The 16,676-nt window shown below is 60.0% G+C and carries 14 protein-coding genes; 6 read left to right on the top strand and 8 right to left on the bottom strand.

What is annotated here, in order from left to right; all coding sequences use genetic code 11:
- Positions 1–119: 119 nt before the first annotated feature.
- The 6 genes from lpxL (at position 120) to zntB (ending at position 6,103) form a co-directional block, all read left to right on the top strand.
- Positions 120–1,076 carry an LpxL/LpxP family Kdo(2)-lipid IV(A) lauroyl/palmitoleoyl acyltransferase gene (lpxL, locus tag M0G74_RS01795; protein WP_248213676.1) on the top strand — a complete coding sequence of 319 codons (957 nt, stop codon included), beginning with the start codon at positions 120–122 and terminating at the stop codon, positions 1,074–1,076.
- A 137-nt stretch (positions 1,077–1,213) separates the two neighbouring features.
- A complete protein-coding gene (gene dapA, locus M0G74_RS01790) occupies positions 1,214–2,089 on the top strand; it encodes a 4-hydroxy-tetrahydrodipicolinate synthase (RefSeq protein WP_160152734.1) in 876 nt (291 codons plus the stop codon).
- 109 nt (positions 2,090–2,198) lie between these two features.
- On the top strand, positions 2,199–3,377 hold the full coding sequence (bamC, locus tag M0G74_RS01785; protein ID WP_248213674.1) for an outer membrane protein assembly factor BamC: 1,179 nt from the start codon (positions 2,199–2,201) through the stop codon (positions 3,375–3,377).
- Positions 3,378–3,401: 24 nt separating this feature from the next.
- Positions 3,402–4,175 carry an MBL fold metallo-hydrolase gene (locus tag M0G74_RS01780; RefSeq protein WP_160152736.1) on the top strand — a complete coding sequence of 258 codons (774 nt, stop codon included), beginning with the start codon at positions 3,402–3,404 and terminating at the stop codon, positions 4,173–4,175.
- Between the two features lie 77 nt (positions 4,176–4,252).
- Positions 4,253–5,116, top strand: coding sequence for a D-hexose-6-phosphate mutarotase (locus M0G74_RS01775; protein WP_248213672.1), 864 nt, complete (start codon positions 4,253–4,255; stop codon positions 5,114–5,116).
- An 18-nt stretch (positions 5,117–5,134) separates the two neighbouring features.
- The gene (zntB, locus tag M0G74_RS01770; protein WP_248213671.1) at positions 5,135–6,103 is read left to right on the top strand and encodes a zinc transporter ZntB; all 969 of its coding nucleotides are present in this window, start codon (positions 5,135–5,137) and stop codon (positions 6,101–6,103) included.
- A 49-nt stretch (positions 6,104–6,152) separates the two neighbouring features.
- On the opposite strand, the gene M0G74_RS01765 is transcribed toward zntB, so the two are convergent.
- From M0G74_RS01765 to M0G74_RS01730, 8 genes are all read right to left on the bottom strand, one after another.
- A complete protein-coding gene (locus M0G74_RS01765) occupies positions 6,153–6,989 on the bottom strand; it encodes a thioesterase family protein (RefSeq protein ID WP_248213669.1) in 837 nt (278 codons plus the stop codon).
- A gap of 28 nt (positions 6,990–7,017) precedes the next feature.
- Positions 7,018–7,833, bottom strand: a complete 816-nt coding sequence (panB, locus tag M0G74_RS01760; protein ID WP_160152740.1) for a 3-methyl-2-oxobutanoate hydroxymethyltransferase — start codon at positions 7,831–7,833, stop codon at positions 7,018–7,020.
- A 154-nt stretch (positions 7,834–7,987) separates the two neighbouring features.
- Positions 7,988–8,650, bottom strand: a complete 663-nt coding sequence (locus M0G74_RS01755) for a deoxynucleoside kinase (protein WP_248215283.1) — start codon at positions 8,648–8,650, stop codon at positions 7,988–7,990.
- A gap of 127 nt (positions 8,651–8,777) precedes the next feature.
- Positions 8,778–9,254, bottom strand: a complete 477-nt coding sequence (gene folK, locus M0G74_RS01750; protein WP_248213667.1) for a 2-amino-4-hydroxy-6-hydroxymethyldihydropteridine diphosphokinase — start codon at positions 9,252–9,254, stop codon at positions 8,778–8,780.
- A gap of 13 nt (positions 9,255–9,267) precedes the next feature.
- Entirely contained in the window at positions 9,268–10,743 is a 1,476-nt protein-coding gene (gene pcnB, locus M0G74_RS01745) for a polynucleotide adenylyltransferase PcnB (protein WP_248213665.1), read from the bottom strand.
- A 1,075-nt stretch (positions 10,744–11,818) separates the two neighbouring features.
- The gene (locus M0G74_RS01740; RefSeq protein ID WP_160152743.1) at positions 11,819–13,213 is read right to left on the bottom strand and encodes a sigma-54 dependent transcriptional regulator; all 1,395 of its coding nucleotides are present in this window, start codon (positions 13,211–13,213) and stop codon (positions 11,819–11,821) included.
- 143 nt (positions 13,214–13,356) lie between these two features.
- Positions 13,357–16,359 (bottom strand): ATP-binding protein, encoded by a 3,003-nt coding sequence (locus M0G74_RS01735; RefSeq protein ID WP_248213663.1) that lies wholly within the window; start codon positions 16,357–16,359, stop codon positions 13,357–13,359.
- Complete coding sequence (locus M0G74_RS01730) at positions 16,349–16,525, bottom strand: hypothetical protein (protein WP_197023780.1); 177 nt, start codon at positions 16,523–16,525, stop codon at positions 16,349–16,351. The genes M0G74_RS01735 and M0G74_RS01730 overlap by 11 nt, the downstream gene beginning before the upstream one ends.
- Between the last annotated feature and the right edge of the window lie 151 nt (positions 16,526–16,676).

Here is a 16,676-nt window from a genome sequence, read left to right as displayed (position 1 = left end):
GGGCGCTCCCCCTTGAATGGCAAGCTGGACTTAAGAGTTTGACTCGTAGGTTGGACTTGAAGACTGGGGCATGAGAGTGGCCCGGCATTCAATTCCCGACAGCTGCTGTACGCCACTTTATGGAAAAACCGCATTTTCGCGCCGCCCTGTTGCACCCGCGCTACTGGCTCACCTGGTTCTTATTCGGACTCTGGTTTCTCGTCGCACAGCTGCCTTATCGCTGGCAGATGTCCCTCGGGCGCGCCCTGGGCCGGTTGATGCTGCGTTTTGCCACTAGCCGCCGCATTATCGCCGAGCGCAACCTGGCGCTCTGCTTCCCGGAGCTCTCCGGTATTAAGCGTGAGCAGTTGCTGCGTCGCAATTTTGCCTCCAACGGTATCGCACTGATGGAAACCGGCATGGCCTGGTTTCGCTCCAGTCGCTGGCTGCGCAAGCGCTTCACCATCGAGGGGCTGGAATACCTGCAGCAACCCCAGAGCCGGGGGCAGGGCGTGGTCATGATGGCGATGCACTTCACCACCCTGGAAATTGGCGCCGCCTTTATGAGCATGAGCCATCCGGTGGATGGGATGTATCGCCCGCATAAAAACCCCGTGTACGACTATATGCAGCGCAAGGGCCGCGAGCGCCACGGGGAAAGCTCCAATGTATTGCAGCGCAAAGATGTGCGCGGCATGTTGCGGGCGCTGCAGAAGGGGCGCGCCGTGTGGTATGCGCCCGATCAGGATTACGGCATCAAGCAGGGTGTATTTGCGCCGCTGTTTGGCATTCCCGCCGCAACAGTGACCGGGACTTCCCGCTTTGCCCGGGTGGGGCGGGCACAGGTGGTGCCCTATACGGTAACTCGCCTGGAGGAGAAGGGGATTTACCAGGTGAAGGTATTCCCGCCGATTGAGGAAATCCCGTCGGGGGACGAACTGAAAGACGCGGTGCTGGTCAATCAGTTTGTGGAAGCGCGCATGCGTGAGAATCCGTCCCAGTACATGTGGGTACACCGCCGCTTCAAGACTCGCCCGGAGGGTGAGGAAAGCTTTTATCCCAAGCAGAAAAAACGGCGCAAAAAGCGCAAAAAATAACCATTTGTGGGTCAGGACCCTGATCGCCGGGCGGATACGCTTTTTGCGCTGGCATCGAACTGGCACGCTCAGTAACATACCGCATTCAATTTTTGGCGGTACAGGCCGGCCTTGGGCCGGTTGGAGAAGGAGTTGCAATGATTTCCGGCAGTATGGTGGCACTGGCCACACCCATGTACGCAGATGGTAGCCTCGACTGGGACAAGCTGCACGAGCTGGTAGAGTGGCATATCGAGCAGGGCACGCGCGCTCTGGTGGCGGTAGGCACTACCGGTGAATCCGCCACCCTGGACGTGCACGAGCACTTGGAGGTCATCCGCCGGGTGGTGGATCAGGTGGCCGGGCGTATCCCGGTGATTGCCGGTACCGGCGCCAACTCTACCACCGAGGCCATCGAACTGACCGCCACCGCCGCCAAATGTGGCGCCGATGCCTGCCTGCTGGTCACACCCTACTACAACAAGCCCACCCAGGAAGGCCTCTACCAGCACTACAAAGCAGTAGCCAAGGCCGTCGACATTCCCCAGATCCTCTACAATGTGCCCGGGCGCACCGCCGTGGATATGCTGCCGGAAACCGTGCAGCGCCTGACATCCGTGAGCAATATCGTCGGGATCAAGGAAGCCACAGGGGACCTGGAGCGCGCGCGCCAGATCATCGAGATGGTGCCGGAAGACTTCGCGGTTTATTCCGGTGATGACGCCACCGCGGTGGAACTGATGCTGCTGGGTGGCCACGGTAATATCAGCGTGACTGCCAATGTGGCCCCCGCGGCAGTGGCGCAAATGTGTGAAGCCGCGCTGGTTGGCGACGGCGAAACTGCCCGCGCCATCAATCAGCGTATCGATATATTGCACAAAACGCTGTTTGTGGAGTCCAACCCGATACCCGTGAAATGGGCACTGAAGGAAATGGGGCGTATTGAGGGTGGTATTCGCCTGCCTCTCACCACATTGTCCGCAGAACACCACGGTGTTGTGCGTGATGCGCTGCGCAAAGCCGGCGTACTCTGACGGGTAACACTCGCAGGCGGTAGGACGGCTCTACGGAGCACATCGGGTGTCAACACCGTTGCCGCACTGGAATTTTTGCGATCAGGACTGATTCGACAAGGTACGAATAATGACAAAATTTACCGCCGGAGCCCTGCTGTGCGCTGCGGTTACCACCCTGGGTGGCTGTGGCATCTTTGGCAAGGACGGTTATTTCCGCGACCGCGGTGACGACTACCAGCTGGCCGATACACTGCCACCGCTGCAGATGCCGGAAGGTATCAGCAGCAAAAACCAGGAAGAACTGTACGAAATCCCCCATATCAATAACAACGATGTGGAGCGCGGTGAATTTGTGGTGCCGCGCCCGCAGGCGCTGTCCGTCAATGTTGGCCTGGACAGGGTTAAGATCCAGAAGCTTGGCAACCGTCGCTGGGTGCTGGTGAACCAGCCGCCGGATGAAGTCTGGCCGCAACTGCATTACTTCCTGCGCACCGCCGGTCTGCAGCTGGCCATGTCCGACGCTGGTGCCGGCACCATGGAAACCACCTGGCTGACGTTCGGGGAAAACCCGGAAAGCAAAGACAAATACCGCCTGCAGGTTGAGTCCGGGGTGCAGCCGGATACCACCGAGATCCATGTGCGTCACCTCGCAGTGCCGCTCGACGCCCCTGTGGGCGGTTCGGTCAATTGGCCGGCGCAGTCCAGCAATCCCGAGCGCGAGGGATGGATGATCGATGAAATGTCCGGTGCCCTGGCCGCGGAGTCTACCGGAGCTGCGGCGTCCCTGGTGGCTCAGGCCATCGGTGGCGGCAAGGTCAAGGTGCAGGTGATGGAGCCGGCGGGCAAAGAGCCGTTTATCGCGCTGGACCTGGCCATGAACCGCGCCTGGGCCACTGTGGCCCACGCCCTGAATACCGGGGCTTACCGGCTGCACAAAGAGGATGCTGACCTTGGGATTCTCTACGTGACTTACGACAGCGATCGCGAGTTGTCGGAAGAAGACGACGGTTGGTTCTCCAGCTGGCGTTCCGGCAAGGGCGAAGACAAGCTGGCGAAGTCGGCCGATGCTTTCAGCCTGCAGCAGGTACTGGCAAATATCGACACCAGTGCTACCGCCGAGCCGGCCCTGTTTGCCAACTTACAGGGGCTGGGTGGTGCACCGGACAGCAATATCCCGGGGTATCTGGTGGTACTGCGCGGTGTGGATAACTCCATCGAAGTGCGTATCCGCAATACTCGCGGTCAGCCGCTGTCCCGCGCCAAAACCTCGGAACTGCTGATGGCGATCCGCCAGAACCTGATCTGACGAAAGGCTTTTTAGGATCTGTTGATGGCGATCAGATTTGCCTCCCTGGGCAGTGGCAGTAAGGGCAATGGCACTCTGGTCGCCTCTGGTGACCACTGCCTGCTGGTGGACTGCGGTTTCACCATCAAGGAGACCGAGCGGCGCATGGCGCGGCTCGGTCTTACCCCGTCCGAACTCTCTGCAATCCTTGTTACCCACGAGCACAGCGACCATATGGGCGGCGTCGGCCCCCTGGCGCGCAAGTACCGCCTGCCGGTCTATCTGACGCCGGGTACCCTGCGGGCCCGGGATATCGGCAGCCTGCCACAGGTAGTGCTGATTGAGGGCCACCAGCCGTTCTCGGTGGGGGATATCCAGGTAACACCGGTTGCGGTGCCCCACGATGCCCGCGAAGCGGCCCAGTTTGTGTTTCGCAGTCGCGGCAGCAGCCTGGGTTTGCTCACGGACCTGGGGACCATCACTCCCCATGTGGAATCCCATTTTGGCGACTGCGATGCGCTGGTGCTGGAGGCCAACCACGACCCGCAAATGCTGGCCCAGGGGCCGTACCCTCCATCGCTCAAGCGTCGGGTAGGCGGCGCCTACGGTCACCTCAGTAATCAGCAGGCGGCCGGGTTTCTGCAGCGTGTGGGCAGCGAGCGCCTGCAGCATTTGGTGGTGGCACATATCAGTGAAAAAAATAACAGCCTGGAACTTGCCCAGGCCGCGCTTGCGGACGCCGCGGCCAAAGCCGCCAACTGTATCTTTGCCTGTCAGCAGGAAGGGTTTGACTGGCTGCAGATAGAGCAGGCAGAGTAACCACTTTCCCGCCGCTGGCGCCGGTAGCGTTGGTGGCACCATCCCACTTTTTCCAATAAAGAAACGGAGTTTCATCTGTGGCAGCACTCGACTACCTCTCGCGCACCGACAGCGGCACCTTGTATGGCAAGCCCGGTCTGGATTTGCTCTTGATTGAAACCGGGTTGTGTCGCGCGGTGATCTCCCTGCAGGGTGCCCAGGTGCTGGAGTTTACCGCCGAAGGCCGTGCGCCCTTGCTGTGGCTGAGCCCGAGTGCCCAGTTTGAACCGGGTACCGCCGTGCGCGGTGGCGTCCCGCTGTGCCTGCCGTGGTTCGGCGAAAACCGCCGCGACCCGAGCAAACCCAAGCACGGGCTGGTACGCAACCAATTGTGGGAGCTGGCAGGTACTGATGAGCTGGCCGACGGTACCCTCGTGCTGGACTTTCGCTTTGTACACCCTGGCGACGCGTTGTTTGCTGCCAGCTTTGAATGTGTTCTCAAAGTTTCCCTGGGTAAATCCCTCGGTTTCGACCTGAGCCTCAGCAACACCGCCGCGGAGGCTGCGGAGTACAGCTGGGCCCTGCACAGTTACTTTGCGGTGGACAATGTGGCCGAGGTGGAAGTCGAGGGGCTCGACGGTGTGGAATACCTGGATAAAACCCGGGGCTTTGCCCGCGATTGTCTAGAGGGGCTGCAGACCTTTCCCACGGAAGTGGATCGGGTATTCGAGCAGGCGCCCGCCCGCCAGACCATCCGCACACCCAATCCCATCACCGCGGACAGCGAAAACTGCCACACGGTGATCACCTGGAACCCCGGTGCCGAGCTGGCTGCCACTCTGGCGGATATCGGCGCGGACTATCGCGGTTTCGTATGTGTGGAGCACGGTAACGCCTTTGCTGACAGCTGGCAGTTACAGCCGGGTGAAAGCGCCAGTGCCCGCTTGACCCTCAGCCGCTAACCTGCCGGGAGCCGCCCAATGGAATCCGGATTGATTCACGCGTATCTGCTCGATGGCAGCGGCAAAGGTCGCCGCCTCAGCTGGGCCGAGGTAAAGGACTGGCAGCCCTCCCAGGGGCGCCTGTGGCTGCATTTCGACTATACGGCTCCGGAAGCTCGCGCCTGGATCACCGGCCCGGCCAAACTCGATCCCCTGGTCTCCGATGCGCTGCTGACGGAGGAGACCCGCCCCAGAACCACCAGCATTGGCGACGGCCTGCTGATCGCGCTGCGCGGCGTCAATCTCAATCCGGAGTCGCAGCCGGAAGATATGGTGTCCATCCGTGTGTGGGCGGAAGCAGACCGGGTGATCAGTACCCGCAAGCGCCAGTTGTTGTCCATCACCGATCTCTGTCATCAACTCGACAGCGGGCGCGGGCCGCGCAATTGTGCCGACCTGGTGGTTGAGCTGGCGGATCTGCTGGTGTGGCGTATGAGCGATACGGTGGAGTCCTTTGAGGAAACCATCGACGAGCTGGAAGACCGGGTGGTGGCGGGGGCCAGCGGCGCGCTGCGCCTGGACCTGGCGTTGCTGCGCAAGCAGACCATTACCCTGCGTCGCTACCTCTCCCCACAACGTGAGGCGCTGGCTCGCCTGATGGCCGAGAAAATGGACTGGGTGAGTGAAGGCAACCGGCTGCAGTTGCGCGAAGTCAGCGACCGCCTGTTGCGGCACATTGAGGATATCGATGCGGTGCGAGAGCGCGCGGCGGTAACCCAGGAAGAGTTGATGAGCCGGATTTCCGAGCAGCTCAACAGCCGTATGTATGTGCTGTCGATCATCGCCGCCATTTTCCTGCCCCTGGGGTTTCTCACCGGCCTGCTGGGGGTCAATGTGGGGGGAATTCCCGGATCCGAGAATCCCCGTGCCTTCCTGATTTTCAGCGTGTTGCTGACGGTGACGGTCGCAATCCAGCTGGTGGTTTTCCGCTGGAAGAAGTGGCTCTAAACCGGACTTTGCCCCTGGTTTCCCGCAAATACCGGAAAGCCTGGGGGCATTAACCGAATACCGCCGCTGTCTGCCGGGACAGGGCGATCAGCTTGCCTTCCGCATTCCACAGTCGCGCCTGAATCGCCGCGTAACCGTCCTCTGCCTGTTCCACTTCCGCCAGGTACTGCCACCAGTCGCCGCTGTCGGTTTGCGCCTGGAAAGCGGCTGGCATCAGCTCCAGCGTCCAGGTCAGGGAGCTCGCCGGGGCAAAATCTTTCAGCATCGACAGTACCGCCGGTGGCCAGGCGTCGATCAGTGCCAGCAGGTGTCCGGTGGTTGCCGGTCCGGCAGACTCTTTGAAACGGATCCAACCGCCCAGGCAGGGCTCGCTACTGCCGCTGTAGGGCATGGCGCCGGCGGCGATGCGGTAATCGAAGTGCTGGGTGAATTCCGGCACCAGCCCTTCGATGTAGGGCAGGGCTTCGCAGGCTTGCGGTTCGCGGAACTCGGGGGCCTTATCGGGTACTACGGAAATGGTCGAGGTCCGCGGCTTGCCAAAACTGGCCAGGGCTGCGGTGACCACCTGCTCCCCCTGGTGTGCGTGGGCTTCCAGCTGAACCGCCGAACGGCCGGCGCGCAGCACCTGGGCGCGTGATTCCAGTTCACCGGTTGCCGCCGGGGCCACAAACGAGATCGTCATCGAGCGCAGGGCTGTGTCCTCGGGCGATCCCTCTGCTGCGCCCTCTTGGGCGCTCTTCAGTGCGTTCTGCAGCTGGCTATCTATCTGCTGGTACAGCATCGCCGCCACCAGGCCGCCAAAGGTGGCGCGCCCCTGGGTCCAGCCGGCTGGAATTTCTGCCGCGGGGTTCTGGCGGGCGTTGCGGAGAATGGTGTTGAAGTCCATTTTATTGACCTGTAACTGCTCGGTTGACTCAACTAAAGCTGTGATCGCTGTCGGGGAAGGTGCCGTTTTTTACATCTTCGGCGTACTTGCGCAGGGCGCCGGGAATGTTTCCGGTTTCTTCGAGGAAATTCTTGGAGAACTTCGGTGGCTTTTCCGTGAGCCCGAGAATGTCGTTGATGACCAGCACCTGAGCATCCGTATGAGGGCCGGCTCCGATGCCGATGGTGGGCATGGAAACGGTGTTGGTAATGCGTTTGGCCAGCTCGGAGGGTACGCACTCCAGCACCAGCAGGTCTGCACCGGCTTCATCCAGCTGTACCGCGTCGTCGAGGATCTCCCCCGCGCGGTCGTCGTCGCGGCCCTGTACCCGGAAGCCGCCGAGCTTGTGTACCGATTGCGGGGTCAGCCCCAGGTGCGCACAGACCGGAATGCCGCGCTCGGTGAGCATTTTCACCGTGGGTGCCAGCCAGGCGCCGCCCTCGATTTTCACCATGTGCGCGCCGGCCTGCATGATGCGGGTGGCGTTGGTGAGTGCCTGCTCCGGGGTGGCGTAGGTCATAAAGGGCAGGTCGCCCATGATCAGGGATTTCTTGTTGCCGCGAGCCACCGCTTCCACGTGATAAATCATCTGTTCCATGGTGACGGGAATGGTGCTGTCGTAGCCCAGTACCGTCATGCCGAGTGAGTCGCCGATCAATACACTCTCAACCCCGGTTTTTTGTGCCATGGCGGCCATGGGGGCGTCGTAGAGGGCGACGCAGATAAACTTTTCTCCGTCGGCCTTCATTTTGCGCAGGGTCTGTACCGTAATCGGTCTGGTAAGCTCACTGGGGGCGTAGGGCATAGTGATCACTCGCTTTGCGGGCTAAATCCCGATAAATCGGCCCGGCCTTTCGTTCTTTCGAAGGCGGCCGGGATAGGTGTGCGGAATGGTGTTTTTACGTTGAAGCATCGCAGTTAATAACTGCTTACTTCCCCGCTTTTTACTTTCCTTGGCTTTACTTTCCAGGATTGTAATAGTGGCGGCCGCTGGTCACATTCAACAGGTACTCCACCAGCTGCTGGTAGTCCTGCTGATGGTCGACGATATCAATTTCCGCACAGTTGACGATCAGCAGGGGCGCCTGGTCGTAGTAGTGGAAAAAGTTGGTGTAGGCCTCGTTTAATGTGGCCAGGTACTCATTGCTGATGCTGCGCTCAGAGGCAATACCACGTTTGTGGATGCGCTCCTGCAACACATTGAGCGGTGCCTGCAGGTAGATCACCAGGTCCGGTTTCGGCGCCTGCAGGGTCAGGTGCTGGTATACCTGTTGGTACAGTTTCAGTTCATCGCTATCCAGGGTGACTTCCGCGAACAGGTAATCTTTTTCAATCAGGAAGTCGGCAACCCGCACCGGCTTGAACATATCGTCCTGGCGCAGGGCCTGAATCTGCTGTGAACGCTGGAGTAAAAAATGCAGCTGGGTGGGCAGGGCCGCGCTTTTGGGGGCGCGATAAAAGCGTTCAAGGAAGGGGTTGTCTTCCGGCAGCTCGAGCAGGGTATCGTAATTGAAGGTGGCTGCGAGCTTTTTCGCGAGGGTAGTCTTGCCGACCCCAATGTTGCCTTCCACCGCAATAAAACGCGGCAGGGTCCGGCCTTCGAGGTTGAGCTCATGGGCCAGGTTGTCTGCGCTGTAATCTTCGGTGGGGGATCTGTCAGAGGTTGCCGCAGTGGACGAAGCGGCATTGGATGGGGCTGAGTCGGAAGCGGTAAATCTTGTCACCGGGAGTACTCCTTCTTTTCCCTGATTACAGTCGATGTAAGCGGTTGGCCGGGCATTGTGCCAGCAACTGCGGCAGTGGTGTGCCGTCGGGCATGATCAGCGCCGGGGCCAGCTCTGCCAGTGGTTCCAGTACAAAATTTCTTTCTGCCATACGCGGGTGGGGCACGCTGAGCCGCTGGCTTGCGATCTGATCATTCCCGAACAGCAGGATATCCAGATCGAGCGTGCGTGCGCCCCAGCGCAGGGTCCGCTCGCGGCCGTGCTGGTTTTCTATTGCCTGCAGGGCATCCAGCAGGCTTTCCGCATCGAGCGCCGTTTCCAGGCAGGCTACCGCATTGACGTAGTCCGGCTGTTCGCCGGGGCCGATAGGGGCGCTGGCGTAGAAACTGGAGCAACCGCACAGTGCAGTGTCCGGAATCTCCGCCATGCGGTCCAGTGCGCTGCGCAGTTGCCCGGCAGGGTCGGCCAGGTTGCTGCCGAGGCCAATATAACAGCGTGTCACTTGTGATATCCGCTCAATTTGAAGGGCCTTGACCACCTTGGGAACCGCTGCGGCGACGTCCACCACGGTTGCGGCGGCCGCGGCCCTTTTTCGCACCGGGGGCATTGCGCGGCAGGTCGCGAATCATCTCCAGGCGTTGGTCCTCGTCGACTTGCTGGAAGTCTGTCCACCACTGGCCGAGACCCGCGGGAATCTCACCGCTGTCTTCCCGCAATAACAGGAAGTCGTAGGCCGCGCGGAAACGGGGGTGCTCCATCAGGCGCAAGGCGCGCTCACCGCCGCGGCGGGGCAGGCGGGATTGCATATCCCAGATTTCGCGCATGGGCATGGAGAAGCGCTTGGGTATGGCCGTGTGCACCAGTTGCCCGCTGGTAATTTTCTGTGCGGCCTGCGCCAGTGCGGGCACTGGTGGCAGTCCTTTTTCGGTCAGGAATTTCTGCTCCGAATTGACCGCCGGCCACAGCAGTGCCGCATACAGGAAGGCGGGCGTAACACGCTGATCTGCGCGGATGCGCTTGTCGGTGTTTTGCAGTGCCAGGCGGGTCAGTGCCAGGGCCGATGGGTCGTCCAGCTGGCGGGCGTTGTCCGGGAACAGGTGAGGCCACAACTGGTGCTCACGCAGCAGTTCAAAGGTGCGCTCGCCATGGCCGCTCATCAGAAGTTTGAGCACTTCATCGAACAGGCGCGCCGGCGCAATATTGCGCAACAGTGGCGCCAGCTCTTTGAGGGGGGCGGCGGTGGCCGGTTCAATCTCGAAGTCCAGCTTGGCGGCGAAGCGCACCGCGCGCAGCATACGTACCGGGTCTTCCTTATAGCGGGTTTCCGGGTCGCCAATCATACGGATCAGGCGCTGCTCGATATCGCGGATACCACCGGTGTAATCGTGAATCTCGAAACCGTTGGTGGTGTAGTAGAGCGCATTGACGGTGAAGTCCCGCCGCACCGCGTCACTCTCCAGGTCCCCGTACACATTGTCCCGCAGCAGCATGCCGTGTTCGGACTGCTGCGCTTCGTGGGCCTCGCCGTCGCTGTGGTGACCGCGGAAGGTGGTGACTTCGATGACCTCGCGACCGATACGGGCGTGCAGGATACGGAAGCGGCGGCCGACAATACGGGCGCCGCGGAACAGCTGTTTGGCTTCTTCGGGGGTGGCGTCAGTGGCGACGTCGAAGTCTTTCGGGTGCCCGCCAAGGAGCAAGTCGCGCACACCGCCGCCAACGATATAGGCCTCAAAGCCGGCTTCTTGCAGCCGCTTCATCACCGTGAGCGCTGCGCGGCTGACATCGCGCCGGGACAGACTGTGGTCGCTGCGGGGGACTATGACGCGAGCGCCACTGGCCGCGGAGGGCTTTCGATTCTGTGCGGACTGGCGCGGTGGCTTTTTGCCTTTGCCATGGCCGGGCTCATTATTTTCCGGCTCACCTTGCGTTGGTGTGGTTTTGGGCTTGCTGTGCCAGCGTTTGATGCTGCTGATCAGGGAATTGAACATAGAGCTTACTGTGTTATCCGCAGCCCGGCGATCGCTGGGCGGCAGTGCTGTGATTCCTGACACTGACTCCGGGCAAGCAGCCCCGGTACGACGGTGTTTCGGACTATTGTGGGGGCGGATTCTAACACACACAGCGGAATGCACAGCTGCCGGTCCCGCTCCCTGCGGGGGCCAGCAAAAGTGTGCATGATTCTGATACGAGAAAAGAAAAAGAAAGGAATTATTCTTATTCGGTATGAAGGCAGCGGCTTCCTTGCGCTATCAATTTGCTTTTCAGCAAACCCTCTCCCAGGCACAATCAGTCAGTTTGTCACGTGCTTGTCGTTATTTTTGTTGTCTTCTACAAGTTATTGTTTTTGTTATTACTCTTTATTCTTATTATTTATTGTTATTTTATTTTTTATTACTTTTTGTTTATTTTTATTGTTGTTCTGAGCCTTATTGTTTTTATTGCTCGTTTTTTGCTCCGGTTTCGATCACTTTGGCTTTTATTGTCGATCTTCCCGCTATTATTTTTATTGTGCTTCGCCCGCTTATTGTCAGTTGTTATTAGGGCTTAAACAGTCATTTATTTTTATTCTTGGCTGTTATTGTTGTTTGATCTATACAAAGCAGATAGCGTGCCAACTTTTAAAAGTCCTTTAAAATCAATAACTTAACTTTTTCTGGAACTTTTTCCTGTCACAGAAACACAGTTTTCCGTTACGCATAGCGCGGTAACTGTTACTCAACTGGGAGAGGGGGTAACACTTTCAGTTGTTACCAATTTGAGCCGGTGTTACCTCGCACACTCCCTGCGGCTCTTCTCGCATGACTTATTGCCAAGTTATTGATTTTCAATGATTTTTTGATTCTTGTGGTTGCCTGGGCGAGCGTTTTTTGCTGCCGATGGGATAGTGACAGGGCTGGCAGTGGCCGCAGCTGATTGCTGCCAGAGGTGCTCTTTGGGGAGTGGGGACCGGTGGGGATCGGGTGGGACGCCAGGCGCCAGATGTAAAAAAGCCCGGGCAGTGTGCTGACCGGGCTTTTTTGTGTTTAACGCGAGAGGCGAAGAAGGTGGTGCGGCGAGCGAGGCTCAGGCCTCCATGGCGCGCCGGGCCTTTTTACGCGGAATACCGAGCTTTTGGCGGCGCTCCCACAGGCATTTGCGGCTTACCCCCAACTTCTTGGCCAGTTCCGTTTCACTCATGGTTTCCTGATGCTCAATTACGAAACGGGCGAAGTAGTCTTCCAGTGACAGGTCCTCCCGCGGGTCCGCGTGCAGGCTGCTGCGCGGGCGGCGTTCCGGGTCGGCTTCCTCGATGGGTACCAGGTCCAGGTCGATATCCAGGGTGCGGTGATCGATCTCGCTGCTGTCTTCGGTGAGGATAACCGCACGCTGAATGGCGTTCTCCAGTTCACGCACGTTACCCGGCCAGGTGTAGGTGGTAACAGCCTGCACCGCTTCCGGTGACAGTTTGAGGGTGGCGCGGTTGATCTTGGCGCAGAATTTTTCCAGCAGGTTTTCCGCAATCGAGAGTACGTCTTTGCCCCGCTCCCGCAGGGGCGGCAGGGTCATCTGGACCACGTTGATCCGATAGTAAAGGTCTTCACGGAATTTGCGTTCCGCCGCCAGCTGGCGGAGGTTGCGGTGGGTCGCGGCTACCAGACGCACATTGACCTTGCGGGATTCGATGGCACCGATGGGGCGCACTTCGCCTTCCTGCAGTACCCGCAGCAGGCGGGCCTGGGCTTCCAGCGGCAGTTCGCCAATTTCGTCCAGGAACAGGGTGCCGCCGTCAGCGGCGGCAACCAAGCCCTCGCGGGCAGTCTGGGCGCCGGTAAAAGCGCCCTTTTCGTGACCAAACAGTTCGGCTTCGATCAGGGTTTCCGGAATGGCGGCACAGTTGACCGAGATCAGGGGCTTGCCGTTGCGCTTGCTCTCCTCGTGAATGGCGCGCGCTACCAGCTCTTTACCGGTACCGGTTTCACCGTGAACCAGCACGGTGGCGTCGGTGGGAGCCACTTTGTGGATGCGGCTGTAGAGGTCGCGCATCACCGGGCTGTCGCCGATCATGCCGGAAATGGCGCGGCCACTGGTCTTGCTGTCGGCCGCGGCGGCACTGGCGGTGCGATTCTGCTCGGCCTTGCCGATGACCCGGCGCACGGTGGCGAGCATTTCGTCGTGATCGAAGGGCTTGGCGATATAGTCCGCGGCGCCCATACGCATGGAGTCCACCGCAGAACGCAGGCTGGCGTAACTGGTCATGATCAGAACCGGCACATCCCCTGCCAGTTTCAGCAGGTCGGTACCGGGCGCGCCGGGCAGGCGCAGGTCGGAAATGATCAGATCCATATCCGCGAGGCGGTACTTGGTGGTTGCCTCGCGAACGGAACCGGCCTCACTGATCTTGTAGCGGTGCCTCTCCAGCAGTTTGCGCAGAGCGGTGCGGATAATGGCTTCATCTTCTACGATCAGGATGTGGCTCATGTGTTACGCCTGGTTACAAAATGTTCAGAGGGGCCTAAGTTTTACCTTTTGGGCGTTTCTATGCAACCCAATCTCACCGATTTGATTAATTTTTATTCGAAAAACTGCTATGCAGTGGTAACAAATCATTAGGCGATCGTACTTTAATTTTGCCCTTCGAGGGGCAGTTGCACGATAAACCGTGCTCCGCGGCCGGTATCGAGGTTGGCCGGGCTCACCAGCTCCAGCTGGCCGCCGTGCTCTTCCACAATGCTGTACACCATGGCGAGGCCGAGGCCGGTTCCTTCCCCGGGCTCCTTGGTGGTAAAGAAGGGTTCCAGGATACGCTCGCGATGGGCCGGAGAAATACCCGGCCCATTATCGGTGACCGACACACAGGCGAGGCCGGCGCGGACATAGCCCTCCACATCAATGTGACCACCATCCGGACTGGCGTCGCGGGCGTTGCTGAGCAGGTTGATGAAGACCTGGATCAGGCGCTGGTTGTCACCCAGCGCATAGAGGTCTTCCGGCACCCGGTTGGCAAAGGTGACCTGGGTTTTGTCCCGCTGCAATGACAGCAGCTGCACGGCTTCTTCCACACAGGCGTGGAGATCCACCGGTGCTTTTTCGCTTTCCTGGCTGCCGCTGTGCGAAAAACTGACCAGTGAGTGGACGATACGGCTGATGCGCTGGGTTTGGCTGAGGATCTGGTCTGCCGTCTCCAGCACTTCCGGATTGTCGGATTCAAACTGTAAGTTCTGTGCCAGACAGGCGATACCGGTTACCGGGTTGCCTACTTCGTGCGCCACACCGGCGGCCAGCCGGCCAACGGAAGCCAGGCGCTCACTGTGCATCAATTCCTGTTCCAGTACCTGGGTCTCGGTAATGTCTTCCACCAGCAGCATCTGGCCGTCGCCGCGGTTGTCCTTGCCGCGGTCGCGAACGCTGTCTTTACCGGCTTCGCGGCCATATTTGCCAGTGCGTTGTTTGAGGCGGGTCTTGTGCAGGTTCAGCCAGTGGCTGTTGCCGTCCATCTCCACCTGTTGTTTGAAGCGGCTGCCGTCAGCGGATTGCGCAAATTCGGTCAGCAGGCCGCGCCAGGGCTCTGGCAGGTATTCCAGTTTTGAGCCGATCACTTCGCTGGCGCCGACCCCGGTGAGGTCGGTCATGGCGTAATTCCACAGCAATATCTCGCCATCCCGCCCCAGGGAGCAGGCAGCCATGGGCAGTTCTTCCAGCATCTGCCGGTGGTACAGACGCAGGTTGTTCAGCTCTGCAGCGAGGCCGGTGAGCTGGTTTTTGTAGCGGCTCAAACGGGTTTCGATGAGGTTGATGTCTTTGTTCGCCGGCTGGTCGCTGGTGACAAATGGCAGGTGCCGGTCGACGATCTGGCCCGCCAGCACCCGGCCCAGCAGGCCCGAGAGGTTGGCTTCCAGTTTGTCGCGCAATTGCCGCAGGGCGTAGGGGCGCCGCTCGTTTTCAGGCAGGTTGAGTTGGCGCAGGGCGCGGCTCACTTCCTGGCTGGCCGTGGCGGCGCCGAGGCTTTCCGACAGTCGCATGCGGAAGTCCGCCGCCGATTGCACGTCCAGTTCCAGGCGCAGGGCCTGGCTGATGGAGTCGTCGCTGCAGAGATCCGCAGCGTAGCGCTCGAGGCTGGAGGCGCGGGTGAAAATCGACAGCCCGACAAACAGCAACACATTCATCGATAGAGACAGGGTGGTGATCTGCGGCCAGATTTCCATGCCCAGAGGAATCTGGTAATTGCCACCGGGGAGGGCAATGCCGCTGTTGCCGACCATCGCCGGAAACAGCAGTCCCGCCGCCCAGATCAGCATGCCGGCGAGCAGGCCGCCGATAAAGCCGCGGCGATTGCCCTGGGGCCAGTGGATGACAGCGAAGATACCAGGCAGAAACTGCAGCGAAGCGATAAACGCGATGATCGCGAGATCGGAAAGCGACAGGCGATTGTTCAGCAGCAGGTAAAAGGCAAACCCAGCCAGGAACAGGGCGGCGACCAGCGCCCGGCGCAGCCACAGCAACTGGCGGTACATATTGTCGTCGGATTGCCAGCGGGTTCCGGGCAGCAACCAGTGGTTCATGACCATGGTCGACAGCGCCAGGGTGATCATGATCAGGGCGCCGGTGGCGGCAGAAAGACCGCCGATAAACGCCACGATGGTTAGCAGCGCGGAACCACTGGCGCGGGGTACGGCCAGGGTGAAGTACTGCACTGGCTCTGCCACATCCAGGGCAAAGCCCGCCCACATAATCGGGAAGATCGGCAGCGCCATCAGCAACAGAAACAGCGGAAAGCCCCAACTGGCCGTGCGCAGCCCCTGGGTGGCGGGGCGCTCGGCAATACTCAGGTAAAAGATATGCGGCATGGCCACGGCGGTGGCAATAAACACCAGCAGCAAGGTGTGGGAGGATCCCTGTTTGATCGGTGAATAGAGCAGTTGCTGCATGTCGCTGTTCTGCGCCAGCCACTTGTCGAGCCCGCCCAGACCACCGAAGACACCGTAAACGGCGTAAAGGCCGACAGCCAGCAGCGCCACCAGTTTCACCAGGGATTCCAGCGCCATGGCACTGGCGAGACCGGCGCGGCGCTTGCGTGACGCGCCGTAAGTGCTGGTGAACAGCGCCAGTAATACACAGTACAAGAAGGCGATCAGGTCTTTGCTGGTGACGCCGCTGTCCGGCAGCGTCAGCGCTGCCACATTGTCGCGGGACAGCAGTGCCAGGGTTTCCGCCACGGCCTGGATCTGCAGCGCGATCAGGGGCAGCAGCCCCAGCAGCATAAACAGGGTGGCGAGGGTGCCCGCTTCGCGGCTGTGGTAGCGGAACACCAGCAGGTCTGCCGGTGAGGTGAGCTGATAGCGCTGGGCCAGTCGCGCCAGCGGTTCCAGGGCCACCGGTGCAAACAGGAACATGGCGCCGGTGCCCAGGTAATAGGCCAGCACGCCGTAACCGTGCTGCCAGGCGAGGTCGATGATGCCGTAATAAGTCCAGGCGCTGAGGGAGACCCCCAGGGACAGAACATAAAAGAAGGGATGCCGCACCCAGTTGGTCGACAGCCAGCCTTTGGAGGTGGCGAAGGCGACAAAAAACAGGGCAAAAATATAGGCGACGCCGATCAGCGCAATGTTGACGATCTCAAAGGTCATCGGGTTTGCGCCTCCGCTGAATAAAAATCGCCAGCAGGATCAGGACGAACCAGAGAATAAACGGGCGATACCAGGCGCCGGTGGGATTGATCATCCAGGTGAATACGGTGGGGCTGAATACATAGCCCACCAGTACCAGCAGGATTAACAGGGTACGGTTGCTCATTAAAGGCCTGTTGCGGCGTCCTGCGGTGAGGCAGATCGGACTCGTGGAAAACTGGCGCAAAATGTTAATGCGCGGTCGGGGGGAAGTTCAACCACTGGCTGCCTTTTGCAGGCTTAAACAATGTGTCGGGCGGTGTTGCCAGCGATGCTTG

The sequence above is a fragment of the Microbulbifer sp. CAU 1566 genome (assembly GCF_023156515.1).
In the GTDB taxonomy this organism is placed as follows: Bacteria; Pseudomonadota; Gammaproteobacteria; order Pseudomonadales; family Cellvibrionaceae; genus Microbulbifer.
The sequence above is the reverse complement of the archived record's forward strand: the minus strand, read 5'-3'. Positions and strand labels throughout refer to the sequence as shown.